The 26,409-nt window shown below is 72.0% G+C and carries 27 protein-coding genes; 10 read left to right on the top strand and 17 right to left on the bottom strand.

Annotated elements, in window-relative coordinates; genetic code table 11:
• Positions 1 to 128 precede the first annotated feature (128 nt).
• From AA23TX_RS34380 to AA23TX_RS34365, 4 genes are read left to right on the top strand one after another with little or no spacing between them, the layout of a single operon-like run.
• Positions 129 to 1,301, top strand: a complete 1,173-nt coding sequence (locus AA23TX_RS34380; protein ID WP_230862886.1) for a glycosyltransferase — start codon at positions 129 to 131, stop codon at positions 1,299 to 1,301.
• Positions 1,298 to 2,323, top strand: a complete 1,026-nt coding sequence (locus tag AA23TX_RS34375) for a glycosyltransferase (protein WP_155546859.1) — start codon at positions 1,298 to 1,300, stop codon at positions 2,321 to 2,323. The genes AA23TX_RS34380 and AA23TX_RS34375 overlap by 4 nt, the downstream gene beginning before the upstream one ends.
• Entirely contained in the window at positions 2,320 to 3,189 is an 870-nt protein-coding gene (locus tag AA23TX_RS34370; RefSeq protein ID WP_155546858.1) for a glycosyltransferase family 2 protein, read from the top strand. Before AA23TX_RS34375 ends, AA23TX_RS34370 begins: the two co-directional genes overlap by 4 nt.
• A 9-nt stretch (positions 3,190 to 3,198) precedes the next feature.
• On the top strand, positions 3,199 to 4,566 hold the full coding sequence (locus AA23TX_RS34365; RefSeq protein ID WP_155546857.1) for a UDP-glucose dehydrogenase family protein: 1,368 nt from the start codon (positions 3,199 to 3,201) through the stop codon (positions 4,564 to 4,566).
• Here AA23TX_RS34365 and AA23TX_RS34360 read toward each other — a convergent pair.
• Together AA23TX_RS34360 and AA23TX_RS34355 are read right to left on the bottom strand one after the other, a co-directional pair.
• Positions 4,558 to 5,778, bottom strand: a complete 1,221-nt coding sequence (locus AA23TX_RS34360) for a cytochrome P450 (protein WP_155546856.1) — start codon at positions 5,776 to 5,778, stop codon at positions 4,558 to 4,560. The genes AA23TX_RS34365 and AA23TX_RS34360 overlap by 9 nt on opposite strands.
• A 17-nt stretch (positions 5,779 to 5,795) precedes the next feature.
• Positions 5,796 to 6,755, bottom strand: coding sequence for a PDR/VanB family oxidoreductase (locus AA23TX_RS34355; protein ID WP_155546855.1), 960 nt, complete (start codon positions 6,753 to 6,755; stop codon positions 5,796 to 5,798).
• Positions 6,756 to 6,850: 95 nt separating this feature from the next.
• Here AA23TX_RS34355 and AA23TX_RS34350 point away from each other — a divergent pair, with 95 nt between their 5' ends.
• Complete coding sequence (locus tag AA23TX_RS34350; RefSeq protein WP_155546854.1) at positions 6,851 to 7,603, top strand: IclR family transcriptional regulator; 753 nt, start codon at positions 6,851 to 6,853, stop codon at positions 7,601 to 7,603.
• Between the two features lie 22 nt (positions 7,604 to 7,625).
• Here the strand turns inward: AA23TX_RS34350 and AA23TX_RS34345 are convergent, their stop codons facing one another.
• The 6 genes from AA23TX_RS34345 to AA23TX_RS34320 are packed head-to-tail and all read right to left on the bottom strand — an operon-like array spanning position 7,626 to position 13,585.
• Positions 7,626 to 8,771, bottom strand: a complete 1,146-nt coding sequence (locus AA23TX_RS34345; protein WP_155546853.1) for an alpha/beta hydrolase family protein — start codon at positions 8,769 to 8,771, stop codon at positions 7,626 to 7,628.
• Positions 8,772 to 8,787: 16 nt separating this feature from the next.
• Positions 8,788 to 9,552, bottom strand: a complete 765-nt coding sequence (locus AA23TX_RS34340; protein WP_230862885.1) for an SDR family NAD(P)-dependent oxidoreductase — start codon at positions 9,550 to 9,552, stop codon at positions 8,788 to 8,790.
• Entirely contained in the window at positions 9,549 to 10,508 is a 960-nt protein-coding gene (locus tag AA23TX_RS34335; protein ID WP_155546852.1) for a fumarylacetoacetate hydrolase family protein, read from the bottom strand. Before AA23TX_RS34335 ends, AA23TX_RS34340 begins: the two co-directional genes overlap by 4 nt.
• A 7-nt stretch (positions 10,509 to 10,515) precedes the next feature.
• A complete protein-coding gene (locus AA23TX_RS34330) occupies positions 10,516 to 11,454 on the bottom strand; it encodes a VOC family protein (RefSeq protein WP_155546851.1) in 939 nt (312 codons plus the stop codon).
• A gap of 16 nt (positions 11,455 to 11,470) precedes the next feature.
• Positions 11,471 to 12,595 carry an FAD-dependent oxidoreductase gene (locus AA23TX_RS34325; protein WP_155546850.1) on the bottom strand — a complete coding sequence of 375 codons (1,125 nt, stop codon included), beginning with the start codon at positions 12,593 to 12,595 and terminating at the stop codon, positions 11,471 to 11,473.
• A gap of 27 nt (positions 12,596 to 12,622) precedes the next feature.
• Positions 12,623 to 13,585 carry a cyclase family protein gene (locus tag AA23TX_RS34320; RefSeq protein ID WP_155546849.1) on the bottom strand — a complete coding sequence of 321 codons (963 nt, stop codon included), beginning with the start codon at positions 13,583 to 13,585 and terminating at the stop codon, positions 12,623 to 12,625.
• A gap of 84 nt (positions 13,586 to 13,669) precedes the next feature.
• On the opposite strand from AA23TX_RS34320, the gene AA23TX_RS34315 reads away from it, so the two are divergent.
• Entirely contained in the window at positions 13,670 to 14,581 is a 912-nt protein-coding gene (locus tag AA23TX_RS34315) for a LysR family transcriptional regulator (RefSeq protein ID WP_155546848.1), read from the top strand.
• A 125-nt stretch (positions 14,582 to 14,706) separates the two neighbouring features.
• A complete protein-coding gene (locus tag AA23TX_RS34310) occupies positions 14,707 to 15,996 on the top strand; it encodes an MFS transporter (RefSeq protein ID WP_230862884.1) in 1,290 nt (429 codons plus the stop codon).
• Between the two features lie 16 nt (positions 15,997 to 16,012).
• On the opposite strand, the gene AA23TX_RS34305 is transcribed toward AA23TX_RS34310, so the two are convergent.
• On the bottom strand, positions 16,013 to 17,461 hold the full coding sequence (locus AA23TX_RS34305) for an amino acid adenylation domain-containing protein (protein ID WP_155546847.1): 1,449 nt from the start codon (positions 17,459 to 17,461) through the stop codon (positions 16,013 to 16,015).
• Positions 17,462 to 17,589: 128 nt separating this feature from the next.
• Here AA23TX_RS34305 and AA23TX_RS34300 point away from each other — a divergent pair, with 128 nt between their 5' ends.
• Positions 17,590 to 18,339 carry an SDR family oxidoreductase gene (locus AA23TX_RS34300; protein ID WP_196425660.1) on the top strand — a complete coding sequence of 250 codons (750 nt, stop codon included), beginning with the start codon at positions 17,590 to 17,592 and terminating at the stop codon, positions 18,337 to 18,339.
• A gap of 52 nt (positions 18,340 to 18,391) precedes the next feature.
• On the opposite strand, the gene AA23TX_RS34295 is transcribed toward AA23TX_RS34300, so the two are convergent.
• From AA23TX_RS34295 to AA23TX_RS34260, 8 genes are all read right to left on the bottom strand, one after another.
• On the bottom strand, positions 18,392 to 19,183 hold the full coding sequence (locus AA23TX_RS34295; protein WP_155546845.1) for a 2-keto-4-pentenoate hydratase: 792 nt from the start codon (positions 19,181 to 19,183) through the stop codon (positions 18,392 to 18,394).
• 44 nt (positions 19,184 to 19,227) lie between these two features.
• Entirely contained in the window at positions 19,228 to 19,779 is a 552-nt protein-coding gene (locus AA23TX_RS34290) for a flavin reductase family protein (RefSeq protein ID WP_230862882.1), read from the bottom strand.
• 24 nt (positions 19,780 to 19,803) lie between these two features.
• Positions 19,804 to 21,591, bottom strand: a complete 1,788-nt coding sequence (locus AA23TX_RS34285; protein ID WP_155546844.1) for an electron transfer flavoprotein — start codon at positions 21,589 to 21,591, stop codon at positions 19,804 to 19,806.
• A complete protein-coding gene (locus AA23TX_RS34280) occupies positions 21,588 to 21,845 on the bottom strand; it encodes a rubredoxin (protein ID WP_155546843.1) in 258 nt (85 codons plus the stop codon). Before AA23TX_RS34280 ends, AA23TX_RS34285 begins: the two co-directional genes overlap by 4 nt.
• Positions 21,846 to 21,932: 87 nt before the next feature.
• Positions 21,933 to 22,748 (bottom strand): 3-(cis-5,6-dihydroxycyclohexa-1,3-dien-1-yl)propanoate dehydrogenase, encoded by an 816-nt coding sequence (gene hcaB, locus AA23TX_RS34275; RefSeq protein WP_155546842.1) that lies wholly within the window; start codon positions 22,746 to 22,748, stop codon positions 21,933 to 21,935.
• 5 nt (positions 22,749 to 22,753) lie between these two features.
• Positions 22,754 to 23,026: a dihydrodiol dehydrogenase gene (locus tag AA23TX_RS34270; RefSeq protein ID WP_155546841.1), complete on the bottom strand. Its 273-nt coding sequence runs from the start codon at positions 23,024 to 23,026 to the stop codon at positions 22,754 to 22,756.
• 13 nt (positions 23,027 to 23,039) lie between these two features.
• A complete protein-coding gene (locus tag AA23TX_RS34265; RefSeq protein WP_155546840.1) occupies positions 23,040 to 23,558 on the bottom strand; it encodes an aromatic-ring-hydroxylating dioxygenase subunit beta in 519 nt (172 codons plus the stop codon).
• A 5-nt stretch (positions 23,559 to 23,563) separates the two neighbouring features.
• Positions 23,564 to 24,958 carry an aromatic ring-hydroxylating dioxygenase subunit alpha gene (locus tag AA23TX_RS34260; RefSeq protein ID WP_155546839.1) on the bottom strand — a complete coding sequence of 465 codons (1,395 nt, stop codon included), beginning with the start codon at positions 24,956 to 24,958 and terminating at the stop codon, positions 23,564 to 23,566.
• Between the two features lie 168 nt (positions 24,959 to 25,126).
• Between AA23TX_RS34260 and AA23TX_RS34255 the strand changes: the two genes are divergently transcribed.
• Positions 25,127 to 25,525, top strand: a complete 399-nt coding sequence (locus AA23TX_RS34255) for an SCP2 sterol-binding domain-containing protein (RefSeq protein WP_155546838.1) — start codon at positions 25,127 to 25,129, stop codon at positions 25,523 to 25,525.
• Positions 25,526 to 25,762: 237 nt separating this feature from the next.
• Entirely contained in the window at positions 25,763 to 26,392 is a 630-nt protein-coding gene (locus AA23TX_RS34250; RefSeq protein WP_230862881.1) for a GntR family transcriptional regulator, read from the top strand.
• Positions 26,393 to 26,409 lie beyond the last annotated feature (17 nt).

Below are 26,409 nucleotides of genomic sequence, written 5' to 3'. Positions count from 1 at the left end.
CGGTAATTGTCGAGCGGATCGAATAGCGGGAGGAAAGCCGGTGTGCGTCGATCACCGGGTGCTTGCCTGCCCGCACCGGCCGCCCAAGAAGTGGTGAACGAGCAAATCCTGCAGAAGGAGCACAGGCGGTGGTACGCGCAACACCCACAGTGGATCGGGGCCGGCGGGACCCGGCGACGGGACCGGCCGGCCGTGCTCGGTCCGTCCCCGTCGCGGACCGGCCGGAACGCGAGAGCCACCCCGGCCCCGTGCTGTCGATCGGCCTGGTCGCCTCGGCGCGCTACCCCATCCGTGAACCGTTCGCGGGCGGTCTGGAGGCGCACACCTGGCAGCTGGCCACCGGGCTGCGGAAACGGGGTCACGAGGTGACGGTCTTCGGCGGGACCGGGTCCGATCCGGCGCTGGGCGTCAAGGCGATGCCGGTGCTGCCGGGGTTGTCGGCGCAGGCCCGGCTCGACGTCAGCATGCCCGCCGACTACTTCATGGCCGAGCACCACGCCTACCTCGGCCTGATGCTCGACCTCGCCGCGGCCGCGGACTGCGACGTGGTGCACAACAACTCGCTGCACTACCTGCCCATCGCCATGGCGCCGACCCTGGGCACCCCGATGCTGACCACGCTGCACACCCCGCCCACCCCCTGGCTGGAGTCGGCGATCCGGCTCCGCTCCCCCGGCCACACCCGTTTCGCCGCCGTCAGCGCCCACACCGCACGGCAGTGGTCGTCGCTGGTGCCGGCGGTTTCCGTGGTGCACAACGGGGTCGACCTGGACCGGTGGGTTCCCGGCCCCGGGGGCGAGCCGCCCGTCTGGTTCGGCCGCATGGTGCCGGAGAAGGGGCCCGAGCTGGCCATCGAAGCCGCGCTGGCCGCCGGTACCGGGCTCAGGCTGGCCGGGCCGCGACCGGACACCGAGTACTTCCGGCACCGGATCGAGCCGCTGCTGGGCGGTGAGGTCGAGTACCTGGGCCACCTCACCCACCTCGACCTGGTCCGGCTGGTCGGTTCGGCGAGCGTCGCCGTGGTGTCCCCGCGCTGGGAGGAGCCCTACGGACTGGTGGTCGCGGAAGCACTCGCCTGCGGCACGCCGGTCGCCGGGTTCGCCCGGGGTGCGTTGCCCGAAATCCTCGACGAGCACACCGGTGTCCTCGCCGCCCCCGACGACGTGACGGGGCTCGCCACCGCCCTCACGCGGGCGGTGACGCTGGACCGCGCCGCGGCGCGCCGGCGGGCGGAGGCGACGTGTTCGGTGGACCGGATGGTCGACGGGTACGTGCGGATCTACCGGGAGCTGCGGACGTGATCGCCTACTACGTACACCACCACGGCTCCGGACACCTCCAACGGGCCACCGCCATCGCCCGACGCCTCGGCCAGGACGTGCTCGGGCTCTCCACCCTGCCCGCGCCCGCCGATTGGCCCGGCCGGTGGACCACGCTGCCCGGCGACGCCGATGGAGTCGATGCCGCTCAGGACGACGTCACCGCCGGTGGCACGCTGCACTGGGCGCCCCGGCGGCACCCGGGCCTGCGCGACCGCATGGCCCTGGTGAGCGCGGAGCTGCACCGGCACGCGGTTCGGCTGCTGGTGGTCGACGTGTCGGTCGAGATCGCGCTGCTGGGCCGCCTGCACGGGGTGCCGGTGGTCGTCGTCGCCCAGCCGGGACGGCGGACCGACCGGGCCCACCGCACGGCCTACGACCTGGCCGAGTCGATCCTCGCGCCGTGGCCTCGGCGGCCCGCGCCGGACTGGCCGTCCGCATGGCCGGCCAAAACCGTGCACGTGGGCGCGTTCTCCCGCTTCGACGGACGGGCCACGTCCCCGGCCGGCGCGGTGCGACGCGCGCTCGTGCTGTGGGGGTCGGGCGGTCTGGCGGTGTCGATGACCCAGCTGCACGCCGCCGCGGCGGCGACCCCGCGATGGCAGTGGGACATCGCGGGCCCGATCCGGCCTGAGGAGTCTCGCGAGGACCACCCGCCCAACCTCCACCACCACGGGTGGGTGGCCGACCCGTGGCCGCTGCTCACCGAGGCCGGTGTCGTGGTCACGCACGCCGGTCAGAACGCTCTCGCCGAAGTGGCCGCCGCCCGGCGGCCCGCCGTCGTCATCCCCCAGCCGCGGCCGTTCGACGAGCAGGAAGCCACCGCGGAGGCCTTGGTCCGCGCTTCGCTGGGAGTGGTCGAACGGTCCTGGCCGGCTCCGCCCCGGTGGCCCGGGGTGCTGGCCGAGGCGCAGGCCCGCGGCGGCGACTGGGCGCCGTGGTCACCCGGCGACGGGGCGGAACGTGCCGCGGCCGCACTGAGCGACCTGGCGCGGTCCCGGTGAAGCGCCCGCGCACCGCCGTCGTCACCATCACGGCCGGGCGGGACTCCCACCTCCAACGGCAACGAGACGCTCTCGACGCCGCCGACGCCGAAGTGCACGTCGTCGTCACCATGGCCGATGTCCCCCAGCTGCGTCCCAGCCCCTCGGCACCGGCCCTCGAACTGGTCACCGTCCGCCCCGGACCCCGGGGGCTGCCCCTGGCCGCGGCCCGCAACGCCGGGGCGCGCGCGGCTCTCGACCGGGAGGCCGAGCTGCTGATCTTCCTCGACGTCGACTGCGTTCCCGGTCCCGGCTCGCTGGCCCGCTACGCCGCCGCGGCGAGCCGGGTTCCCCCGGCGACACTGCTGTGCGGGCCCGTGGCGTACCTGCCGCCGCCCCCACCCGGCGGGTACCCCGCGCCGCGCGAGCTCGCCCGGCTGGCTCGCCCGCACGAAGGCAGGCCGGCGCCGGACGAGGGCGAGATCCTGCTGGACGACCAGCGGTTCGAGCTGTTCTGGTCGTTGTCCTTCGCGCTCCTGCGGGACGACTGGCGACGCTTCGGCGGGTTCTGCGAACAGTTCGCGGGCTACGGCGCCGAAGACACCGACTTCGCCCTGCGGGCCGCCGCGCGCGGCGCCCGGCTGGCCTGGGTCGGCGGCGCCACCGTCTACCACCAGTACCACCCACCCAGCCGGCACGAGCCGCGGCACGTCCGCGAACTGGTGGCCAACGCCCGGCTTTTCCACCGTCGCCACGGTTTCTGGCCGATGACCGGCTGGCTGACCGAGCTCGACCGGGCCGGGGCCGTCCGGTTCGACCGCGGTCTCGGCACCCTCCGTCTGCTCCCCGGGTTCGGCGACCGGCTCGAGACCCGCCAAGTCCAGTGAGGATCCAGCATGTTCGCTCGAAACGTCGCCGTCATCGGAACCGGGTACGTCGGACTCACCACCGGCGCCTGCCTGGCGTCGCTCGGCCACTCCGTGGTGTGCGCCGACTCGGACCGGGACAAGGTGGACCGGTTGCGCAAGGGTCAGGTCGACATCCTGGAACCGGAACTGGCCGACCTGGTCGCCGACGGCACCGCCGCGGGCCGGCTCACCTGGGTCACCGAGGCCGGGGCCGCGTTCGAACAGGGCACCCGGCCGGTCGAGATCGTCTTCCTCTGCGTCCCGACGCCCATGGGTGCGGGCGGCCTGGCCGATCTCGGTGTCCTCGAGGCGGTGGTGGACGAAATCCGCACGCTCCTGCCCCCGGACTGCGTCCTGGTGACCAAGTCCACCGTGCCCGTCGGCACCGGGGACCGGATCACGCAGCTGCTGGACCGCGAGGACGTCGCGGTGGTGTCCAACCCGGAGTTCCTGCGTGAAGGCACGGCGGTGCACGACTTCCTGCACCCGGACCGGATCGTGGTCGGGTCCGCGCGCCAGGACGCGGCCGAGCGGGTCGCGGCGCTGTACGCGCGTCTCGGTGCGCCGACCGTGCTGACCGACGGCCCGTCCGCCGAGCTGATCAAGTACGCCGCCAACTGTTTCCTGGCGATGAAGCTGTCCTACGTGAACGCGGTGGCGGAACTCTGCGAGCGCGTCGGAGCCGACGTCGTCGACGTCACCGAAGGCATGGGGTACGACCGCCGCATCGGCCAGAAGTTCCTGTCCCCCGGGCCGGGCTGGGGAGGTTCCTGCCTGCCGAAGGACACTTCCGCGCTGCTGCAGCTGGCCGACTCCGCCGACTTCGAGTTCCGGCTCGTCCGGGCGGCCATCGACACCAACAGCCGTCAGCACAAGCGGATGGTCGACAAGATCCGCCTCGCCGTCACGGGCAGCCGTACGGGGTCGCTCAGCAAGGTGAAACTGGCCTTGCTGGGCCTGACGTTCAAGGCGGGCACCGATGACCTCCGGGACTCGCCGTCCTTGGCGGTCGCCGCGCTGCTGCGCCAGGCCGGGGCCGACGTGGTCGCGTTCGACCCGGCGGTGTCCCCCGCCGACGACCGGCTCCCGCTGGCCGTGGCGAGCGACGCCTACCAGGCCGCGGCCGACGCGGACGCGATCGTGGTCCTCACCGAGTGGCCCGAGTTCCGGCGCCTGGACTGGCCCCGCCTGGCCGCCTGCGTGCGCACCCCGGCCGTGGTCGACACCCGCAACCTCCTCGACCCGTCCGTCCTCGCCCAGGCCGGCTTCACCTGGAGCGGCGTCGGCCGCCCGGCCCGAGCCGAATCGCCGCCCGGCGGACACCTCCTCACCGGGTCGGCCACCGCGTCACGATGACCGGCCGGAGCCGAAGTCACGCACCTTCACGGGCAGCGATTCCCAGGCGCGGAGGGTGTTGTTGTGGTGGCGTTTCGGTGTGCCGTCGAGGTCGATCGTCTCCACCCGGCGGGCCAGGGCCGTGAGCAGGGCTTCGGCTTCGAGCCGGGCGACGTGCTGCCCGACGCACTGGTGCAGGCCCATCCCGAAGCCGACGTGCCCGGACGGATCGCGGGAAAGGTCGAAGGCGTCCGGGTTTTCCCAGCGACGCGGGTCGCGGTTGGCCGCGGCGAGGAACATCAGGACCTTGCGCCCTTCCGGGATGCGGACGTCCCCGACGCGCACGGCGGTGGTCGTCGTGCGGAAGAACGTCTGGACCGGTGACTCCCAGCGCACGGCTTCGTCGAAAGCGACCCGGGCCAGGCTCGGGTTGTCCCGCAACCGGCGCCACTGATCCGGGTGGGTGGCGAATGCGTACAGAACGGCGGACAGCGCGTGCACGGTGGTGTCGACCCCGGCGGTCAGCAGGGACCGCACGATCAGCGGGGCCTGCTCGGGGGTGATGTCACCCCGGTCGCTCGCGGCCCAGATGTCGGCACCGAAGCCATGCGGTGCAAGGACTTCGCGGCGGCACTGGCCGCCGACCCAGTCCAGCAGCTCCGGCACGCGGGGTGCGCCTCGGGCGACGAGGTCGTTGTGCGGGCCGAAGGCGTTGAACGCGTGGTCCCCGTACGGCAGCAGGTTCTCCCGCCCGGCCGGGGGAAGCCCGACCGCGTCCGGGAAGACGCGCAACGGGAAGACGTGGGCGAGCGCGGTGGCGGCGTCGAACCGCGGGCCACCGTCGAGGACCTGGTCGACGAGTTCTTCGGCGTCGGCGGTCCACCGCTCGCGCAGCCGGCGCAGCGCCCGGGGGCCGAGGACCTTGCTCAGGACGCGGCGGGGAGCGTCGTGCCGGGGCGGGTCGGCCTCCAGCAACAGGCTGGGCGACCGCCAGGGCTTCTCGGTGCGGAAGTTCGCCAGGCCCACCCCGGCCGCCGACTGGAACCGCTGCCAGTCGGTGAGCGCCGCGTGCACCTGCTCGTGGCGGGCGACGGCGTAGACGTCGTACCGGGGCAGGTGGACGACCGGTCCGGCGTCGCGGAGTTCGGCGTGCAGCGGAAGCGGGTTCTCCAGCACGGCGTGGCTGAACGGGTCGCCGTCGTTGACCGGGCGCGGTGTTTCGAGGGTGGTCATGCGGGAGCCTCCGGTGGTCACAGGTCGAGGACGAGGCGGGCGGACAGCGAGCGGGACACGCACACGAACATGCAGTCGTCCGCGGCCCGTTCGTGGTCCTCGAGGATCGCGTCGCGGTGTTCGGGGAGGCCCGCGAGAACCGTGGTTTCGCAGGTGCCGCAGGTGCCCTGCCGGCAGGAAGACAGAACTTCGACGCCCACGCCGGCGACGGCGTCGAGCACGCTCGTGCCGGCCGGCACGGTGACGCTCACCCCGCTGCGGGCCAGCTCGACCTCGAACGGCGTCGTGCGGACCGGTGTGGCGGAGCCGTCTCCCACGAACCGCTCGGTGCGCACCGCGTGCGGCGGCCACGTCGCGCAAACGCGCTCGATCGCGTCCAGCAAGGGCGCCGGGCCACACGCGTAGATCTTGACTCCCAGGCGGGGATCGCCGAGGAACGCCCCCAGGTCGAGCAGTCCGTGTTCGTCCTGGGGCCGGACCAGGACCCGGTCACCGTAGGGCTCGAGCTCGGGCAGGAAGGCCATCGACCGACGGTGCCGTCCGCCGTACAGCAGCCGCCACCGCGCGCCGAGCAGCTCGGCCTGGCGCACCATCGGGAGCAGGGGCGTGATCCCGATGCCACCGGCGACGAACAGGTACTCGGGCGAGGGCACGAGCGGGAAGTTGTTCCGCGGACCGCCCACGCCGACCCGGTCCCCGACGTCCAGCTCGTCGTGGACATAAGCCGACCCGCCGCGCCCGGCCGGTTCGCGCAGTACCCCGAGCCGGTAGCGGTGGGGATCCCAGCGATCGCCGCACAGCGAGTACTGCCGGGTCACCCCGGTGGGCAGGACGAGGTCGATGTGCGAGCCGGGGGTCCAGTCCTTCAGCCGTCCGCCGTCGGCGGCGACCAGTTCGAGCGTCACCACCCCGTCCGCGATCACGCTCTTGCGGTGGACGCGCAGGCCGGCCACGTCCCGGGTCGTCATCAAGGTCATCGTCGCTCCTCCTCCACGACCTTCTCCGGCCCCGTGCCGGAAACGAAACGCACTCTCAATGGACGAGAGAACCGGCGGCGGTGATACTCGGGGCCATGGCACGGGCACCCACCGGCGAGTCGTCCATCGCCCGGGCGGCGCGGATCATCGCCGCCTTCACTTCCGACGAGACTTCGCTGACCGTCACGGAGATCGCGCGACGCACCGGCCTGCACGTGGCCACCGCGTCGAGGCTGATCGCCGAGCTGGCCGCCCACGGCCTGCTCGCCCGTGGTCCCGGCCGCGAGGTCCGGGTCGGCGTCCGCCTGTGGGAGCTCGCCGCGCGCGCGTCCCCCACCTCGTCCCTGCGTGAGGCGGCGATGCCCTACCTGGAGGACCTGCACGCCGTCGTCGGGCACCACGCCCAGCTCGGCGTCCTCGATGACGACGACGTGCTGTTCGTCGAACGGCTCTCGGCCCGGGACGCGGTGATCAACTACACGCAGATCGCCGGCCGGCTGCCCGCGCACATCTCCTCGTGCGGGCACGTGCTGCTGGCCTACGCGCCACCCGAGGTCCGGCAGCGGGTGCTGCGGCGCCCGATGCGGCGGTACACGGCAGCGACGATCACGACGCCGGACCGGCTGGACGAGGCGTGGGCAGCCGTGCGGCGGCAGGGCTACGCCTTCCTCCCCGGGCACGTCCACGACGACGCGACCGGCATCGCCGTCCCGGTTCGCAACGCGCTCACCGAAGTCGTCGCCGCGCTGTCCATCATCGTGCCCAACGACGAGCACGCCCCCGCCGGCCTCGCCGCCCTGCTGGCCGCCGCGCGTGGCGTCACCCGGACCCTGTCCGGTCGCCGCTGACCCGGGACGGTCCGGCTGTCGATCACCGCGTCGAGGCGAACACGTCGCTCACCCAGTCGGCGATAAAGGTGCTGACGTGGCCGAGGTGATCGAGCCCGATGTGCTCGCTGGCCCCTTCCGCGGCGGTGAACACGCGCAGCTTCCGGTCCGGGCTGTGCACGGCCTGCTCGTACGAGCGGTGCGCGTAGTCCAGGGGGATCTGCCGGTCGCGTTCGCCGTGGCAGATGAGGAACGGCACGGTGATCTCGCCGACGACGCCGTCGAGGTGGATCCGGTCGGCGAAGGAGATGAACTCGTCGAGGTGCTCGTGGCCCCAGACCCACAACACGTGCTCCCAGTAGTGCGGGACCGGGCGCTCGCCCTCGCGCTCCAGGCGCCGCCGCTGCACGGCACCCCAGTCGTGGTTGGCTCCCCACGCGACCACCAGGGCGAGCCGCTTCTCGAACGCGGCGGCGCGCGGCGCGTAGTAGCCGCCGAGCGACCAGCCCACCAGCCCGATCCGGGTGCGGTCGACGTCGTCGCGGGTCTCGAGGTAGTCCACGCAAGCGCTCGCCCACGCCTCGGTGTCGACCCGGGCCGTGAGGCCCTGGACCCGCAGCGCCTCGCCGGAGCCGGGGCAGTCGACCATCAGGCACGAGATGCCGCGGGCGGCCAGCTCGGCCCAGTGCCCGGAGGCGTACATGTGCTCCTTGGTCGAGTCGAGCCCGTTCCACATGATCATCACCGGGGCGTTCTCGCCCGCGGCGCTGAAGTAGGCGGGAAGCGTGGTGCCCTCGTACGGGATTTCGACGCGGCCGAGGCCGGGATCCTTGAGGTCGAAGGCTTTCTGCTGCAGTTCGAGCACCCGGCGGTAGCTGTCGAGCCGGCCTTCGGCCGAGGCGCTCTGCAGGCGTTCGGCCTGGGCGAGGTAGTTGGTGGCGCGGGCGTACAGCTGTCCGGCGGTGCGCCGGTGGCCTTCCTTCTCGGCCTCCTCGGCCTGCCCGACGAGCTGGTCGGTCAGCGCGGTCCAGGCGCGCAGGAAGTCCGGGGTGCCGGCGTCTTCGCCGCGGGTGGCGGCTTCGCGGATGGGCCGGCAGGCGCGGTCGACCTCGTCGATGAGCCCGCCGCTGTTGAGGGTCGCGACGACCCCCAGGCTCCACGGGTAGTTCTCGGGGAAGTACTCGAACACGTTCGTCCTCTCGGGTTCAGGGCGTGACCGGCGGCCGCACCGCGTCACTGATCGATTTCACGCCGCCGTGGGCGGTCATCCCGCCGTCCACGGGGATCTCCGCGCCGGAGATGAACGAGGCCTCGTCGCTGAGCAGGAACGCGACGAGCGGCGCGACCTCGTCGGGCGTGCCGGTCCGGCCCAGCGGGGTCTCGCGGATGTTCGCCGCGCGGAAACCGGCCGCGGCGGAAGCGGTCATCGGGGTTTCGACGTAGCCGGGGTGGACGGTGTTCACCCGGATCCCGCGCGGCCCCAGCTCCAGGCACGCCGTCTTGGCCAGGCCGCGCAGAGCCCACTTGCTCGCGGTGTACGCGACCGGGAAGTGCCCGGTCACGGCGGCCGCCGAGCCGACCACGACGATCGAGCCGCCGTCGGACATGAGCCCCGACACCGCCTGGATCGCGCGGACCGTCCCGCCGACGTTGACGTCGTGGACCCGGGCCAGGTCGGCCGGGTCGAGGTCGCCGAGCCGGGCTCGCCAGGTGATCCCGGCGTTCGCCACGAGCCCGTCGACCCGCCCGTGCCGCCGCGCGACGTCGGCCACCAGGTCGCGCCAGCCGCCGGCATCGGTCACGTCCAGCTGCCGGTAGCCGGCTCCGGCGAGGTCTTCCTCGGGTTCCCCGCCGAGGTCCACGGCGAAGACCTCGGCGCCTTCGGCGGCGAGCAGACGTGCCTCCGCGGCGCCCTGGCCGCGGCCGCCACCGGTGACCACCACGACCTTGCCGGCCACCCGGCCGGTCACCGCGTCCGCCTGCGTGACCGGGGCCGAGCCGGGCGCACCGGCGGCAGCCGCGCGCCGGCGACCACGGTGTTGCGGATCGTTCCCAGGCCCTCGACCGTCATCTCGACGACGTCGCCGGGGGCCAGCGGCGGAACGTCCCGGCCGCGCCCCCACAGCTCGGCGAGGCAGCCGCCGTTGCCGCAGGTGCCCGAGCCGAGGACGTCGCCGGCGCGGACCCAGGTGCCGCGCGAGGCGTAGGAGACGAGGTCGGCGAACGGCCAGCCCATGTTGGCCAGCAGGTCGCGCCCGACCGGCCTGCCGTTGACGGCGACGCTCATCTCGAGGGCGAGGAACCCGTCTTCGTCGTGCCGGTCCGCCAGCTCGTCGGCTGTGACGAGCCACGGCCCGAGCGTCGTGGCCGAGTCCTTGCCCTTGGCCGGGCCGAGCTGGACCTTCATCTCCCGGCGCTGCAGATCGCGGGCGGACCAGTCGTTGAGGATCGTGTAACCGAAGATCGCCTCGCGCGCCCGCTCGGGGGTCAGGGACGTGCCGTCGCGGCCGACGACCGCGGCGACCTCCAGCTCGAAGTCGAACTGCGCGCTGCCGGGGGGAATCGCGACGTCGTCGTGGGCCCCGAGCAGGGCGTAGGGGTTGGTGAAGTAGAAAGTCGGTGCCTCGTACCACTCCGGCGGCACGCCCGCCCCGCCGGACACGCTCGCGACGACCCCTTCGACGTGTTCTTCGAAGGCGACGAAGTCCCGGACGGTCGGCGGGGCCAGCGGCGGCAGCAGCCGCACCTCGGTCAGCGCCACCGCGGGCCCGCGCAGGGCCGCCGCGCCCGCGTCGAGCGCGGCGGGCAGGCCGAGGCGCACGACGTCGAGCACGGTGGTGGTGGTGTCCGGCAGCGGGTGCAGGCCGTCGTCGGCGACGACACCGGAGTGCACGGCGCCGTCGCTTTCGTAGGTGGCGAATCGCATGGCTTCCTCACACGGGCGGGGCGACGAACAGGCCTTTGTCCGGGTCGTTGAAGGACTTCCGCGCGACGAACTCGTTCATCGCGTTGGCGGTCCCCCACTGGTCCGAGACCTCCGGCCGGCTGAAGTCGTAGAGGTGGGGGTGCCAGGTGTCCTCGTCGACCTCCTCCAGCTCGGTGGTGTACTCGACCGTGTTCCCGTGCGGGTCGAGGAAGTAGCTGAAGGTGTTGTTCCCGGCCAGGTGCCGTCCGGGGCCCCAGATCTTCTCCACCCCGGCCCGCAGCAGCCGGCCGGTGCCGCGCAGGTACTCGTCCAGCCCGCGCAGCTCGAAGGACGCGTGGTGCAGCGACGGGTGCGGGCCGCGGGCGATCGCGAGGCTGTGGTGCCAGGCGTTGATCCGCAGGAACCACATCATCTCCCCCATGCGCGGGTGCATCAGCGTGTCCGACAGCCGGAACCCGAGGTGGCGTTCGTAGAAGGCCCGGGTTCCCGCCGGATCGGCGGAGTTGACGACCACGTGCGACAGCCGCACCGGGACGGATTCGCCGGCTTCGATCTTGCGGTGCGTGCGGATCGCGACGTCGGCGCTGACTTCGATCGTGCGGCCCTCGTTGTCGAAGAACCGGAAGCCGTAGCCGCCGCCGGGGGTCGGCAGGGTCTTCGGCTCGTGCACGAGGGTGACGCCGGAGGTGGCCAGGCGCGCGGCGAGGGTGTCGACGTCGGCCGGGGTGGCGGCACCGAAGGCGATCAGGTCGATCCGCTTGTCCTCGGCCTGGCGCAGCCGGACGACGTAGTGCTCGGGCGAGCCCTCCGCGGCGAGGAACGCGATGCCGGAGTCGGTGTGTTCGGTGCTCAGGCCCCAGGCTCCGGTGAAGAAGTCCCGCTGCCGGGCGAAGTCGGGCACGGCGAGGTCGACGTGCCGCAGGTGGGTGATCAGGCGATCGGTCACGGGTGTCCTCCGGGAATCAGGCGGGCTGGGAGACGAGTTCGGCGATCCGGTGCATGAGCCCGGGGACGTCGCCCTGCTCCCGGTCGAGCAGCCACTGCCCCAGCTGGTTGGACGCGTCCACCACGGCCTTGGCGCGAGCGTGGCGGCGGTCGGTGAACGCGGTCCACAGCTGTTCGTCCAAAGTGGAGTGCCGGGTGAGCAGCTCGGTCAGGACCGCCGCGTCCTCCAGGGCCTGGGCGCCGCCCTGGGCGAGGGTGGGCGGGCAGGAGTGCACGGCGTCGCCGATCAGCACGACCCGGCCGCGGTGCCAGGGCGGTGGGAGGACGTGGGTCTCGAACCACGTGTAGTGGATGCGCTCCGGGTCGTCGAGCGCGGCGCGGATCTCGTCCCACGGCCCGTGGTAGGCCGAAGCGAGGTCCCGCATCGTCTCGAGGCGCTCCTCCGCGCTGAGCACGCCGCGGTTCCGCGCGTCCTCGACGAGGTAGGCGTAGAGCGAGTTCTCCCCGGTCGGGCAGTACCCGGCGATGTAGCACGGGCCGCCGTAGCAGAGATCGGTCCGCGTCACCGACGCCGGGCGCGGGCCGAAGACCCGCCAGATCCCCATCCCGGTCGGCCGCGTGTCCAGCTCGACGCCGAGCAGGCGCCGGACCGTCGAGCGGATGCCGTCGGCGCCGACGACGAGGTCGTACCGGCCGGCCGAACCGTCGGAGAACGTGACGTCGACCCCGGTGTGGTCGCCGCGCAGCGCGGCGACGGCGAGCCCGAACCGCACCTTGGCACCGGCCTCACTCGCGCGGTGCACCAGGATTCGGGCGAGGGCGGGACGCGACATCCCGATCGTGGCCGGCAGATCCGGTCCGCCGGTGCGGAAGTCCGGCAGCTCGACCAGCAGGGTGCCGTCCGGTGCGCGCAGCCCGACGCTGTCGAAGCTGTAACCCTCTCGCCGCACCCGCTCCCACACGCCGAGGCCGCGCAGTTCACGCAGCGCGTTGCCCTGCAGGGTGATCCCCGAACCGAGGACGGCCACCTCGGTCATGACGTCGATCAGGTCGACCGCGACCCCGCGGGCGGCGAGCTGGATGGCGGTGGCGGTTCCGGCCAGTCCTCCGCCGACGACGAGGACGTTGTTCACGGCTGGCACGACGACTCCTTTGTCCTCAGTGGACGGTTACTTGACGGCGATGGGGGCGACCGGCGCGCCCACGGCGCCGGTGACCGGCAGCGGGGCGGCGCACAGCCAGAAGTCGTGGACGCCGTCGGCCGCGCAGTCCGCGGCGAGGGCGTCCAGGTCCCACATCTCGCCGAGGAACAGGCCGATGTGCGGGATGGCGACCTGGTGCAGCGGCTGGAAGGCGACGTCGAACTCGTTGGGCCGCACCTCCACGCCCCAGGTGTCGGTGGCGATCCCGGCGATGTCGGTGCCGTGCAGCCACTCCGCAGTGGTGAAGGACAGGCCGGGCGAGTCCCCGCCCGCGTAGTCACCCCAGCCTTCGCGCCGCGCCCGGCTGAGCCGGCCGGTCCGGACGAGGACCAGGTCGCCGCGGCCGACCCGGGCCGTGTCGCCGTGAGCGGCGATCGTGGCTTCGAGGTGCTCGACGGTGATCGCGAACCCGTCGGGCAGCTCGCCGCCGGTGCCGCACACCCGGCCGACGTCGAGCAGCACACCGCGGCCCGCGATGAGCCCGGCGGTGGTTTCGATGCCGGTGACCTGGTCGCCTTCGCTGGTCACGACGTCGCCGGCGCGGCGGCCGTTGTAGGCGGTGCCGTGGTCGAAGATGTGGCCGAGACCGTCCCACTGCGTCGACGCCTGCAGCGGCATGAACACCACGTCGTCGGCGCCGCCGAGCCCGTGCGGGAAGCCCTGGGTCCCGCGTTCGGCCTCCACACCGGTGTCGAGCATGGTGTGCACCGGGTTCGTGCGCCGTCGCCAGCCCTTCTGCGGCCCGTTCGCGTCGAAGCTCTGGGCCAGGGAAAAGCTCACGCCGCGGCGAACCAGCGCGGCGCCTGCCACGCGCTTGGCCGCGTCCAGGTGATTCAGCGTGCCGAGCACGTCGTCCGGGCCCCAGCGGCCCCGGTTCGAGCATCGTTTCGCCGCGGCTGCGATCGCGCCTTCGGGATCGTTTCGTTCCACGCCGTTCACTGTGGGGCCCGGCGAAGCATCCGGGAAGACGAATCAGCTGATGCGCCACATCAGCGCGATGGATACCCTGGCGCGATGAATCTCGCGACGCTGGACCTGAACCTGCTGGTCACGCTGGACGCGCTCCTGCAGCAGCGCAGCGTCACCCGCGCGGCCGAGCAGGTCGGTTTGAGCCAGCCGGCGGTCTCCGCCCAGCTCGCGAGGCTGCGCCGGCACTTCCACGACGAGCTGCTCACCCGGGTCGGCAACACGTCCCGTCTCACGCCGCTGGCGGTTCAGCTGAAGGAGCGCGTCCGGGTCGCCCTGACCGGGGTGGACCGCGTCTTCACCGCGGCGGCCGACTTCGATCCCGCGGCCACGGCCCGCGAATTCTCTTTCGTGGTCAGCGATTACGGTGCCGCGGTGCTCGGGCCGGCCCTCGCCGAGCTGTTCGCCGCGGAGGCGCCCGGCGCGCAGTTGCGGATGCTGGCGAACACCCCGCAGGTGGTCGACTCCGCCGAACAGGTACTGGCCGGCCTCGACCTGCTGCTGTTGCCCCACGGATTCGTCCACGGCTTGCGGCACCAGGACCTCTACACCGACGAGTGGGTGTGCCTCGTCGCCGCCGACAACGCCGAGGTCGGGGACACCCTGACGACCGGACAGCTCGAAACGATGCCGTGGGTGGTCACCTACCACGGTCCGACCGCCTCGACGCCGGCCGCCCGGCAGATGCGCATGCTGGGCATCGAGCCGCACGTGCGGATCGTCACCGAGTCGTTCCTGGCCGTTCCCGGCTTGATCGCCGGCTCTCGTCGCGTCGCACTGCTGCAGCGGCGCCTGGCCGATCGGATCCCGGCCGCGCTCGGCGTCCGGGCGTTGCCGTGCCCGTTCGAGGTGAGCCCGTTGCTCGAAGCGATGTGGTGGCACCCGATCCACGACGACGACCCCGAGCACCGCTACCTCCGCGCCCTCGTCGCGACGGCGGCAGCACGGATCTCCACCTGACCTGGTTTCATCCACGGCGTCGATGACGCGCTTCACGAAATGTGATTTCCGCTCCGGCGTGGACGAACCCACACTTCGTCAGCAGCGTTCCCTCTCCTGGACCAACGACGAATCTGGGTGCCGACATGTCCGAAAGCCCTGCCTTGAACGTGCCGCCGGACGCCGGTGCCGTCCCCGTGATGTCCTCGCCGGCCGAGCACGGTACGACCACGGAGCGGACTCCCGGAGTTCTCCAGCTGATCCTCCTGCTGGCCGGCAGTTGCCTGTCGGTGCTCGGCGCGGTGCTCATCGCACCCGTGCTGCCGCAGATGACCCGGGCGTTCACCGGCACCCCGGGCGCGGACGTTCTCGTACCGATCGTCCTGACCGCGCCGGCCCTGCTGATCGGCCTCACCGCGCCCTTCGCCGGGATCGTCGTGGACAAGATCGACCGGAAGCGGTTGCTGATCCTGGCGATGCTGGCCTACGCCGTTTTCGGAACCGCCCCGCTTTACCTGACCTCGCTGGGCACCATCCTCGCCAGCCGGGTGCTCGTCGGGTTGTGCGAGGGCGCGATCATGACCTGCTGCACCACGCTGATCGGCGACTACTGGTCCGGCCCGCGCCGGGCGCGCTACCTCGGCCTGCAGACTCTGGTCGCGACGTTGTCCGCCACCGTGTTCCTCGGCCTCGGTGGCGCGCTGGGAGCGTCGGGCTGGCGGACGCCGTTCTGGCTCTACGCCGTGGCGGCGCCGCTGGCGATCCCGATGACGCTGAAGCTCTGGCAGCCGTCGCGCCGGGGCGAGCCGGCCTCGGCCCGGCACCTGCCGAAACTCCCGTGGCGGCAGCTGGCCGCACCCTGCCTGGTCACCCTGTTCGGCGGCATCGTCTTCTACGCCCTGATCGTCGAACTGTCCTTTGTGCTCACCGGCGTGGGCGTCACCTCGACCGGGACCATCGGTCTGATCTCCGCGGTCATGTCCCTCGGTACCGCCGCCGGAGCGATCGCCTTCGGTCGCCTGTCGGCGAAGACTCCCCGGACCCTGCTGCCCTTCGAGTTCGGCCTTTCCGCGGTGGGCCTGCTGGTGGTGTTCGCCACGACCGCACCGGCGATCATCACGGCCGGCGCGGTCCTCACCGGGTTCGGCACCGGGATGCTCCTGCCGACGCTCGTCACCTGGGCGGTGAGCCGGCTTTCGTTCGACCAGCGCGGCCGGGGAACCGGGCTGTGGACCGGCGCTCTGTTCATCGGCGAGTTCGCGGCCCCGCTGGCGCTCGCGGGCATCGGCTCCGGCACCGGTGGCCTCCAGGACGCGCTGGCCGTTCTCGGCCTCGCCTCCGCCGTCGTCGGCGCGCTGATCGCCCTCGCGTTGCGACGCGGCAACCAGCCACTCGACGGACGGGACGACGCGCCCCGAACAGCAGCGGCTCGGTAGCGGCGGTCCCCGGTCGTCACCCCTCGGGCGCGGGCAGCGCGCGGCGGTTCAGCTTTCCGTTGGGCAGCAACGGCATCCGGTCGAGGACGAGCACCCGGAACGGGACCATGTGCGCGGGCAGCCGCCCGGCGAGCGCGGACCGCAAGGGGCCGGCGTCGGCGGGGCCCACGACGTAGCCGATCACTCGCCCGTCGCGCAGCGCGGCGGCGGCGCGGACGACCTCCGGCTCCCGCAGCAGCGCGTCCTCGATCGCGCCGAGCTCCACCCGCGGGTCCCGCTGCTCGACCTGGTCGGAGCCGCGGCCGAGGTAGTCGTGGTTGCCGTCGGCGCGGGTCCGCACGACGTCGCCGGTGCGGTACATCCGCGCACCCGCGACGAACGGGTCGGCGACGAACAGCGACGCGGTCAACGCGGGCCGGTCGCGGTACCCGCGGGCCACGCCCGCGCCGCCGATGTAGAGCTCGCCGATCCCGCCCGGCTCGACCGGTCGGAGCCGGGCGTCGAGAACGTAGGCGTGGACGCGGGGTATCGGCGGGCCGAGCGGCACGATCGCGGTGTCGCCGAGCACGTCGACGTCCGGGTGCAGCAGGAGGGAGTCGACGGTGGTCTCGGTGAGGCCGTAGGCGTTGACCACCACCGAACCCGGGTCCAGCCGCTTGGCGAGCTCGCGGAAGTCGGCGGCCGGCCACCCCTCCGAGCCGACCGACATCAGTCGCATGACGGGCAGCTCGCCCGCGCGGCCGAGGGCTTTCGCCTGGGCGGGAACCAGTTCGGTCGCGTCACCGCCGTGGCGGCGGAATTCGGCGAGCAGCTCGACCGGATCGGCCACCGCCTCGCGGGTCGCGATGACCATCGTCCCGCCCGCGAAGACCGAGCGCAGCAGGTCGGCGAAGAAGAGATCGACGCCGATCCCGATGACGGAGACGAAGGTCAGCGGCTCCTCGCGCAGCCGGAACAGCTCGTCCCACGCGGCGAAGACGTGCTCGAGGTGGCGGTGCTCGACGCCCACCGGCTTGGGCTTGCCCGACGAGCCCGAGGTGTACATGACGTAGGCGAGGTTTTCGGGCCGGAGCTCGACTTCCGGGGCGTGGCCGGGCTGTCCGGCCACGGCGTCGGCGATCCGCACGTCGCCGGTGACCTCGGTGGTGTTGGTGAGCACGAGCGAGACGCCCGCGTCCGCGGCCATCCAGGCCACGAGGTCGGACGGGTACACCGGATCGAGCGGCAGGCAGGCCGCACCGGACTTGAGGACGCCGAGCGCGCCGACCGCCATGTCGAACCCGCGGTCCATCCGCAGCCCCACCAGGTCCTCGGTCCCCAGGCCCCGCCCGGCGACGTACTGGGCGACCCGGTTGGCTTCGCGATCGAGCTGCGTGAAGGACATGCGCCCGCCCGCGAAAACGAGAGCGGTGGCATCGGGAGTCGCGGCGACTTGCGCCGCGAAGAGATCGAGCAAGCGTTCCATCAGTCCCCCCAGACGGTCCTGGACCCATCGTGCGCGACCGGCCGCGCTCCCGCAGCGTGGACCGTTGGTTGCGTCCTCCGGCGGCGCTGCCTAGGGTCGGTCCGGCAAGCCGGGGGCAGGGGGAAAGTGTGCGCATCGCCGTGGCCGGAGCGGACGAGCTGGTCGGCCCGCACGTCATCGAGGCGGCTCGAAGGCGCGGCCACGCGGTGGTGGCGCTGGCCGGCGTCGATCTCCTGGACGAAGACGGGCTGAGCGCCGAGCTGGAAGGCGTCGACGTCGTGATCGACGTCAGCAACTCAGCGTCCCTGGACGAGCAGGCGGCCCGCAGGTTCTTCACCAGTGCCGCGGCCACCCTGCAGCGCGTCGGCGCCGAGCGCGGGGTGCGGCACATCGTGACCCTGTCGGTCGTGGGGATCGACGACACCGGTTTCGGCTACTTCCGGGCGAAGGTGGAGCACGAGCGCGCGGCGGGTTCGGGGCCGGTCCCCGCCACGATCGTGCGTGCGACCCATTTCCACGAGTTCCCCGGCCAGCTCGTGGGCCGGACCCGCGACGGCGGCCACGCCACGGTGTTCGACCTGCGCGTGCAGACCGTGGCGGCGACGGCGGTGGCCGCGGCGCTCGTGGAGGTCGCCGAGCGTCCGGCGCAGGGCCGCACCCCCGACATCGCGGGCCCCGCCCCGGCCGAGGTGCTCGACCTCGCCCGTGCTTTCGTCGACCACTTCGACCTGCGCCTGGAGCTGCGGATCGACCAGCACACCGTGACCGGCATCGCCGAGGACGGCCTCCTGCCCCAGGCGGGCGCGACCATCCTCGGGCCGAGCTACACCGAGTGGCTCGACAGTCCCGAGGCGGCCGCACTGGCCGCCGACGGCTGACCCGTGGCGAGCGGAGTCAGCAGGCCGCCGACCACGAGGGCCTCGGTGTGCATCATTGCCCTTCGGCCGCGAAGCCGACCCGTACCGAGCCGAGGCCGGAGATCTCGCCGTGGAAGACGTCGCCCGGTGCGACGGTGACCATCGGCCCGAGCGCGCCGGTCAGCACGACATCCCCCGCCCGCAAGGGATCTCCCCGGCGGGCCAGCGTGGACGCCAGCCACCGCGCGGCGGCGAGCGGGCTCCCGAGACAGTCGGCGCCGGTGCCCTCCGAGACCGCCGAACCGTTGCGGGACAACGTCATCCGCACCGTCCGCAGGTCCACGCGGTCGAGCGGCACCCGCGTGCCGCCCAGCACGAACAGGCCGGACGACGCGTTGTCCGCGACCGTGTCGACGATGGAGATGTCCCAGTCGGTGATCCGGCTGTCCACGATCTCCAACGCGGCCACCGCGAAACCGGTCGCGCGCACCACGTCCGCCGCGGTGCAGTCCGGACCCGGCAGGTCGTCGGCCAGCACGAGCGCGACCTCCGCCTCGACCTTCGGCTGCAGGAGCCGTCCGGCGGGCACGGTGCCGCCGTCGGCCACGGTCATGTCGGCGAACAGCGCGCCGAAATCGGGCTGGGCGACACCCAGCTGGCGCTGGACGGCCGGCGAGGTCAGGCCGATCTTGCGGCCGGCCGGGCGCCGTCCCTCGGCCAGCGCGCGCTCGGTGTTCAGCCGTTGCACCGCATAGGCGGACTCGATGTCGCCGAAGGTGAACAGATCGCGGATCGGCAGGCACGGCTTGCCGCTGCCGGCGGCGGTCCGCAACAGGTCCGCGGCTTCGCGGACGGCGGTGCTCACGGCAGCCACCGGATGGGACGGGCGGGCATGGGTTACCTCCGGATTCAAGCGCTGAACGGGTCGAGGCAGAAGCCGGACCAGGCGTCCGAGTACTCCGGGTCCGCCGCGGGGCTGAGCAGGTGGCGGTAGCGGCCGGCGTGGAACACCAGCGGCTCGCCCGCGGCGTCGGCGAGGTGGCGCACCCGGCCGACGAACAACGTGTGGTCGCCGGCGGGGTGGGCCTCGACGATCTCCGCGGTCACCTGCGCCAGCGCCCCGGCCACGACGGGGACCCCGGCGTGGTCGTCGAACCGCGGGAGCAGGTCCGGGTCCGGCCGGCCGCTGAAGTGCCGGCTGACGGGCTCCTGGTCCGCGGCGAGGACGCTGACGCCGTAAACGCCACTGGCCGGGAGCAGGTCGTGCATCTTGGCGCGCTGGGCGATGGACACCACGACGAGGGCGGGCTCGAGGGACACCGACATGAAGCCGTTGGCCGTCATGTAGTGCGGTCCCGCCGGGGTGGGCGTGCTGATGATCGTGATGCCGGTGGCGAACCGGCCCATGGCGTCGCGAAACCGCCGAGGGTCGACGCTCGCCGCCGGCGCGGCGGTACTCATGGGTCCTCCTGGGGATTCCACTGCTCAGCCGGCGACCGCGCCGGCCGTCGCCAAGAGCAGGTCCAGCAGGACACCCTCGACGTTCGCGGTGACGACGGTGTCGACGAGACCGGTGAAGGCGTCGAGCCAGGCACCCGGGTCGACGACGACGATCCGGCCGGCGGCCTTGACCGCCTGGAGCGTGCCGAGGTCGTGGCGCCCGAACCCGAGGTAGACCGCGGGCGCGATGCTGCGGGCGAGCGGCCCGATCTCGAGCTGCGGGGGCGCCTCCCCCGCGGCGACCGCGGCCGCCGTCGCGACGAGCGCGATCCCCGGGGTCGCGGCGACGCGTTCGGCGACGCGGCGGGCGCCGGTGCCCAGGCCCGGCCCGAGCCCGATGACCAGCCGCGCCGCGGCGAGCCTCGGAGCGTCCGGCAGCTCGACCCGGCGCTCGACCGCCGTGTACCCGCCGTCGCCGGTCGCGGTGCCGTCCGCGAACTCGACCTCCGGCTCCCGCTGGTCGCGCACGGCTCGCACCGGGAAGGACCCCGGTCGCAGCGTGCCCATCGACGGGGTGGAGTGCGCGATCACCGGCGCGACCACGTCGGCCGACAGGGCCGGTTTGAGCCACCGCAGGTCGGGCTCGTCGGTGTCCGCGTCACGGACCTCCAGTGCGGTGAAGTCCCCGGTCAGGCCGAGTCCGAGCCGCGCGGCGACGCGCGGGGCGTAGTCGCGGCCCCGGGCGCTGAACGGCGCGATGACCGCAAACGGAGCATGCGTGGCGATCGCCGTGCTCAGTGCGTCGGTGACCGCGTCCGTGCGGTAGTCCGCCGGCTCGGTGCCGCGCAGCACCAGCACCCGGTCGGCCCCGTGCGCGTAGAGCACGCGCGGGAGATCGTGCGGCTGGTCGCACGGCAGCACCGCCACGATCGTGGCCCGCAGGTCGCCGGCGACCGAGCGGGCGCAGGCCAGCGCTTCGAGACTCGTCGGGTGGAGGCCACCGCCGGGCAGCGGCTCGGCGACGGTCCAGATCTCGCGCGTCGGGCCGGACACGACGACTTCGGCCTCGGGCTCGAGCGGCGCGAAGGCCACCTTCAGCAGTTCCGCGGTGTCGAAGCCGACCCCGACGTACTCGGCCCGGCGTTCGCGGGCTTCGTGCCGGATCTCGGCCACGAAGGTCGGCGAACCCCGGGTGCCGAAGTCGCGCGGTCCGCCGCCGAGGTCTTCGGCGGTGAGCGTTTCGACGGCCGACGCGTCGGCCTCGGTCACCCACGGCGGTTCGGTACCCCGCCCGACGGCGACCACCGCGGGCAGGGCGACGGTCCAGGTTTCCCGGCCGACGTCGGTCTCGACGTCCGCGGCGAGGACGCCGTCGCCGGCCCGCAGGTTCGTGGCCTGGGTCAGCTGCGGGAGCCCGGCCAGCTCCGCGACCTGCGGGCCGACCTGCGCGGTGCCGCCGTCCAGCGTCCACCGGCCGGTGAGCACCAGGTCCGGGCGCTCCCGCTCGACGAGCCGGGCGAGAGCGCGGGCCGTCGCCAGGGTGTCGGCACCGGCGAACCGCCGGTCGGCCAGGTGCACGGCGCGGTCGGCCCCGCGGCGCAGCGCGTCGAGCAGGGTCGCGGCCGCGGCGGGCGGCCCCATCGTCACGGCCACCACCTCCCAGCCGGTCTCCGCCCGCACGGCCAGCGCCTGCGCCAGCGCGTGCAGGTCCGGTGGGTTGGTGACGACCTGGTCGTCGTCCCGGCGGATCCGTTTCGTGCGTTCGTCGAAGACGCCCCGCCCGGGCACCGGGACCTGCTTGAGGCAGACGAGAACGCGGCCCGGCGTGCTCACCCCTGCGCTCCCGCGTAGGCGTCGTCCTCGACGTCGTACTCGTCGCCCACCGCGAGCATCCGGAACTCCTTCTTGCGCGCCCCGCACACCGGGCAGACCCAGTCGTCCGGGATGTCGGCGAACGCCGTGCCGGGCTCGATCCCGCCTTCGGGGTCGCCGAGGCGGGGGTCGTACACGTCCTGGCAGACGTCACAGATCCACAGCGCGGTGGCGGGATCGGCCTGGGTTTCTTCGGTGGCCACCAACGTCTTCATCGACGTCTCCTTTCGAGGGTGGAAAAGGAGACGGCCCCGGAACTCGGGGTTTCCGAGGCCGTCTCCTCGCTGGGTGCGGCGGGCGGATCAGGGTTCGAGCCCCGCCATGCGCGTCATCCCGCGCACGCCGAGCCCGCCATCGCTGTGGATGATCGTGCCGGTGACCGCGGGCGCGCGTTCCTTCGCGGCGAGGAACGCGTAGGCCCAGGAGTGGTCTTCCGGCTGGGCGACGACGCCCAGCGGGTTGATCCCCTTGATCAGGCCTTCGATGTCCGGGACGTCCTTGAGCGACTGACCTTCGTTGGCCAGCGCGGGAATCCCCCGCAGGTCCGTGATCGTGCCGCCGGGCGCCACCCCGTTGACCCGCACGTGCGGCGAAAGCTCGTACGCCAGCTCGGTCACCAGACCGCGGACGGCGAACTTCGACGACACGTAGAGCGGACCGCCGCCGCCGGGGTAGAACCCGGCGTTGGAAATGGTCAGGATGATCTGACCCCGGTTCTCGATCAGCTGGTCCAGCGCCGCCTTCACGGTCAGCAGGTTGCTCTTGACGTTGACGGCGAAGAGCTGGTCGAACGCCTCACCGATCTTGTCCTTCGGCAGCTGCGGGATCTCGGTGAAGTAGTCGAACACCCCGACCGCGCAGACCAGCGTGGTCAGCGAGCCGAACGCGGCCGTCACGTCCGCGACGGCACGTTCGTTGTCCCACATGGAAGTCGCGTCGCCTTGCGTGACGACCACGGCGTCCGGGGGCAGCTTTTCCTTCAGGTCGCGCGCTTTTTCCGGCGAGATCTCGAGGATCCCGACCTTCGCGCCCTCTCGCACGTAGAGATCGACCACCGCCCGGCCGATACCCGATCCCCCACCGGTGACCAGTGCGACCTTCCCGTCGAGGAAGCCCATGGGAATCAGTCCTTTCCGAGCAGAGCCGACAGCGGGCGCGCGTTGAGCTCCGCGCCGGGGCCGTACGGGGTGTCGAGCAGCTTCGAATACATTTCCGGGCCCTGCCAGGTCAGGCTTTCCAGCTGCAGCGGGTCGAGCAGGGTCTGGAACCCGAGCCGTGGCGAGCTGACGAGCAGGCGTTCGCGCTGGCCGGTGCTGGTGTAGCTGACCTGGATCACCGTGAACTCGTTGGCGATCTGGATGATCGGGTGCCGGCCTTCGTTGTGGATGATGGTCACCGAACTGCCTCCGTCACATGATCAGGGCGAGGTTGTGCGTCATGACGGTGGTCTGGTCGAGCACGACCACCCGCTTGGCGAGCCGGTAGCCGCCGGCCACCCGGCGGAGCACGTCGTGGCGCTCGCCGGAGAGGATGTCGAACGTCGCGACGTCACCGCGGGTGCGGTAGAGCAGCAGGTTCGACTTGACGGTGACCTCGTTCTCCACCTCGCCGGCCTCGACCCGGATGTTGGTGACGAAGTGCCGCGACCGCGACGGCGGGTCCTCCGCCCACGCGTATTCGGTCTCCAGCCGCAGGACCCGCATTTCCATCGAGTCCCAGTCGTCGTCCATCAGGGTCATCCCCTCGACGATGTCCGTCTCGGCCTCACGCTCGCGCGTGACCCGCAGCGGCACGACGTAGGACAGGTCCTCGGCCACCAGTTCCAGCCACTCGCGGTACTTACCGCCGTCGAGCAGCTCGGCTTCGGTGAAGAGCCAGCCGGTGACTTCGCGGATGGTGGCGTCGGTGATTTCCGTTGCTGTGGTCATGGTCGCTACGCCTCCGCCCGCGTGAGCGCTTCGGCCGCGGCGGCGTCGGGCACCTTGCCGTTGCCGTTACCGGTGTGCGGCGGCGGGTCGGTGACCATCAGCTGCATCCAGTACTCCATGAAGTTGCGCTGGTTGGCTTCGGCGTAGTCCATCGGGAACGCCTTGCCGGGACCGGGCCAGTCGGGGTCGGGCTCGTAGACGCCGCGGCCCATCTGGTAGTTGAGCTCCATCGTCTTGGCGTACTGGGCGCCCAGCACCCGCGTGATGCTGCGCCAGTTCTCGGCGTCGTCCTGCTCGAAGGCACCGGAGATGCCGAACGTGCGCACGTAAGCCTGGTAGCTCTCTTCCTTGTACCAGTCCGGTGCTTCCTTCTCGACCAGGAAGAAGGACATGATCTCCATCTTGTCCGGGCCGAGCGGGTGCCACAGCCGCAGCGTCAGGAAGGACGTCGGCGGGGAGACGTGGTCCTTCGACATCAGGAAGTTGCCGATGGACAGGTTCGGGAACACGGTGCCGTGGATGAACGCCACCGGCCGGAACACCTCGACCTGCTCCGGCGAAAGCCGGCGCTGCAGCTGTTCGACGATGTTCTCCGGCATGCCGAGGAACTCGGGCAGCGGGATGCCCGGCGGCGGGCCGATGATGCCGAGGCCGTGGCCGTTCTCGGTGTGCACGTGCTCGCCGTAGAGCGCGAACTTGGGGTCCGGCGGGGCGAGCCCGAGCTCCACCATGGACCGGTGCGTCATCATCGTGTGGTAGGCGTCGCCGATGAAGTTGTCGGCGCCGAGCTTCCAGTTGGCGTCGACGACCCAGCGCTGCGGGGCGCCGACGACCTGCAGGCCGGCGTCGCTGCGGTCCAGCACGAGGTCGAGGTAGAACTTCATGTCGCCGAGGTAGTCGTCGAGCGATTGGGCCTCCGGATCGAGGCAGCCGAAGATCAAGCCCTTGTAGGTGCCCAGTTTCGGCACCGGCTTCAGCTGCCACAGGGACTTGTCCAGCTTGTTGCCGTACGCCTCCCGCCCGGCCGGCACGCCCACCAGGCTGCCCTTGTTGTTGTAGGTCCAGCCGTGGTACGGGCACCGGAAGTGCGACGTGTTCCCCATTTCGGCGCGACACACCTGCATACCGCGGTGGCGGCAGCTGTTGAGGTGACCGCGGATCTCGCCGTCCTCGTCGCGGCAGACGATGAATTGATCTTCCGAGATGTAGCGGACGACGTAGTCGCCGCGCTCCGGGATTTCGCTTTCGTGGGCGAGGAAAACCCAGGACTTGCCGAATACGCGCTCGCGTTCGGCATCGTGCATCTCGGGGTCGTTGATGATCGCGGCCGGAACCGTCCAGTCGGCCTCCACATCGCGCAAACCCTTCTCGAGGATCTGCCGGAGTTCGTCCCTCAACATGTGACCGCCTTGGCGTCGGACATCTTTGTCTCCTCCCGAAAGCGCGGGCCCGCAATGGTTCAGGACCGCGGTAAGAGCTTGACTGAGTTTCTAAGATACTAGTATCTTTGGCCTCGTTGTCAAACCCCCAGTCGTCCGCCGCGGAGGCGAACCGAAGGAGAGCGCACCATGGGAACACCCGTCCTGTCGCCGGAGTGGATGAAGTCCTACGCCGAGCTCTGGAACACCACGGAGGCGACGCGCGAGGGCCTCAAGAAGCTGAGCATGGTCGTCGAATACCGGCTCGCGGAGGACGAGAGCCGCGCGGGCCAGATCGAGGTCGACTCCGGCGAGGTCGTGCGCGCCGGAGCCCCGGCCGAAGGCGTGAAGCCGGACTTCCTGCTGACCGCCAAGGTGGAGACCTGGCAGCGCCTCGGCGAAGGCGAACTGCCCGCCGCCAAGGCGATGGTCACCCGGAAGGTCAAGTTCCGCGGTTCCATGTCGGTGGCGCTGGCCAACCTGCCCGGCCTCGAAGCCGCTATGAAGATGTTCGGCCAGATCGACGACACCGACTGGTCGGTGGACTGACCGACGCCGTGGTCGGCAGCCCGGCCCGCCCGAAGCCGGAGCGGAAGTCCGCTCCGGCTTCGGCACGGCCACCAGGCGGTGCCGGCCTTGCTCCACCTGGCCCAAAGAGCGCGCCACGCGCACCCGGGTTACCGCGTAAACGCACCCTGCGTGCCACTGACACGCTAGAATCTCGGCGTGATCGACAGTACGCCAGCACCGACCTTCCCGCACCGAAGGGCCGGATAGTCCATGCCCATGATCGCGTCAGTCACCAAAACGGACCAGATCTACCAAGCACTCCTCACCCAGCTGCTCGAGGGCCGGCACCAGTTCGGCGAAATCCTCAGCACCTACGACCTCGCGACGGAGTTCGGCGTGAGCCGCAGGCCGGTGATGGACGCGGTGATGCGCCTGGCCGCCGCCGGGTTCATCTCGGTCATTCCGCAGGTCGGATGCCAGGTGGCGATCCCGGACGAACGCAAGGTGCGCGACCACTTCGCGGTGGCGGGCATCCTCGAGGGAGCGGGAGCCCGGCTCGCCGCGCTCACCGCCACCGACGCCCAGCTGGCCGAGATCGACGACATGCTGGTGCGCGGCACCGGCCCGGCCAAGCGGAACGACGCACCCGCGTTCGCCGGAGCCAACCGCGACTTCCACTCCGCCGTACTGGCCGCGAGCGGCAACCAGCGCCTGGCCGACCTGGCGATGGACACCTGGGACCTCAACGACTTCTACCTCCAGAAGAACCGGCTGAGCACGGACCTGACGCAGGCGCAGAGCGAGCACACCGAGATCGCGGAAGCGATCGAGCAGCGGGACGCGGAACGCGCCGGCAAGCTCATGGAGGAGCACGTTTCGCGATTCTGGAAGTTCGTCGAGGTGTAGCCACCCCTACCCGAACG

It is taken from the genome of Amycolatopsis camponoti (assembly GCF_902497555.1).
Classification (GTDB): domain Bacteria; phylum Actinomycetota; class Actinomycetes; order Mycobacteriales; family Pseudonocardiaceae; genus Amycolatopsis; species Amycolatopsis camponoti.
This window is presented reverse-complemented; position numbering and strand designations above follow the sequence as displayed.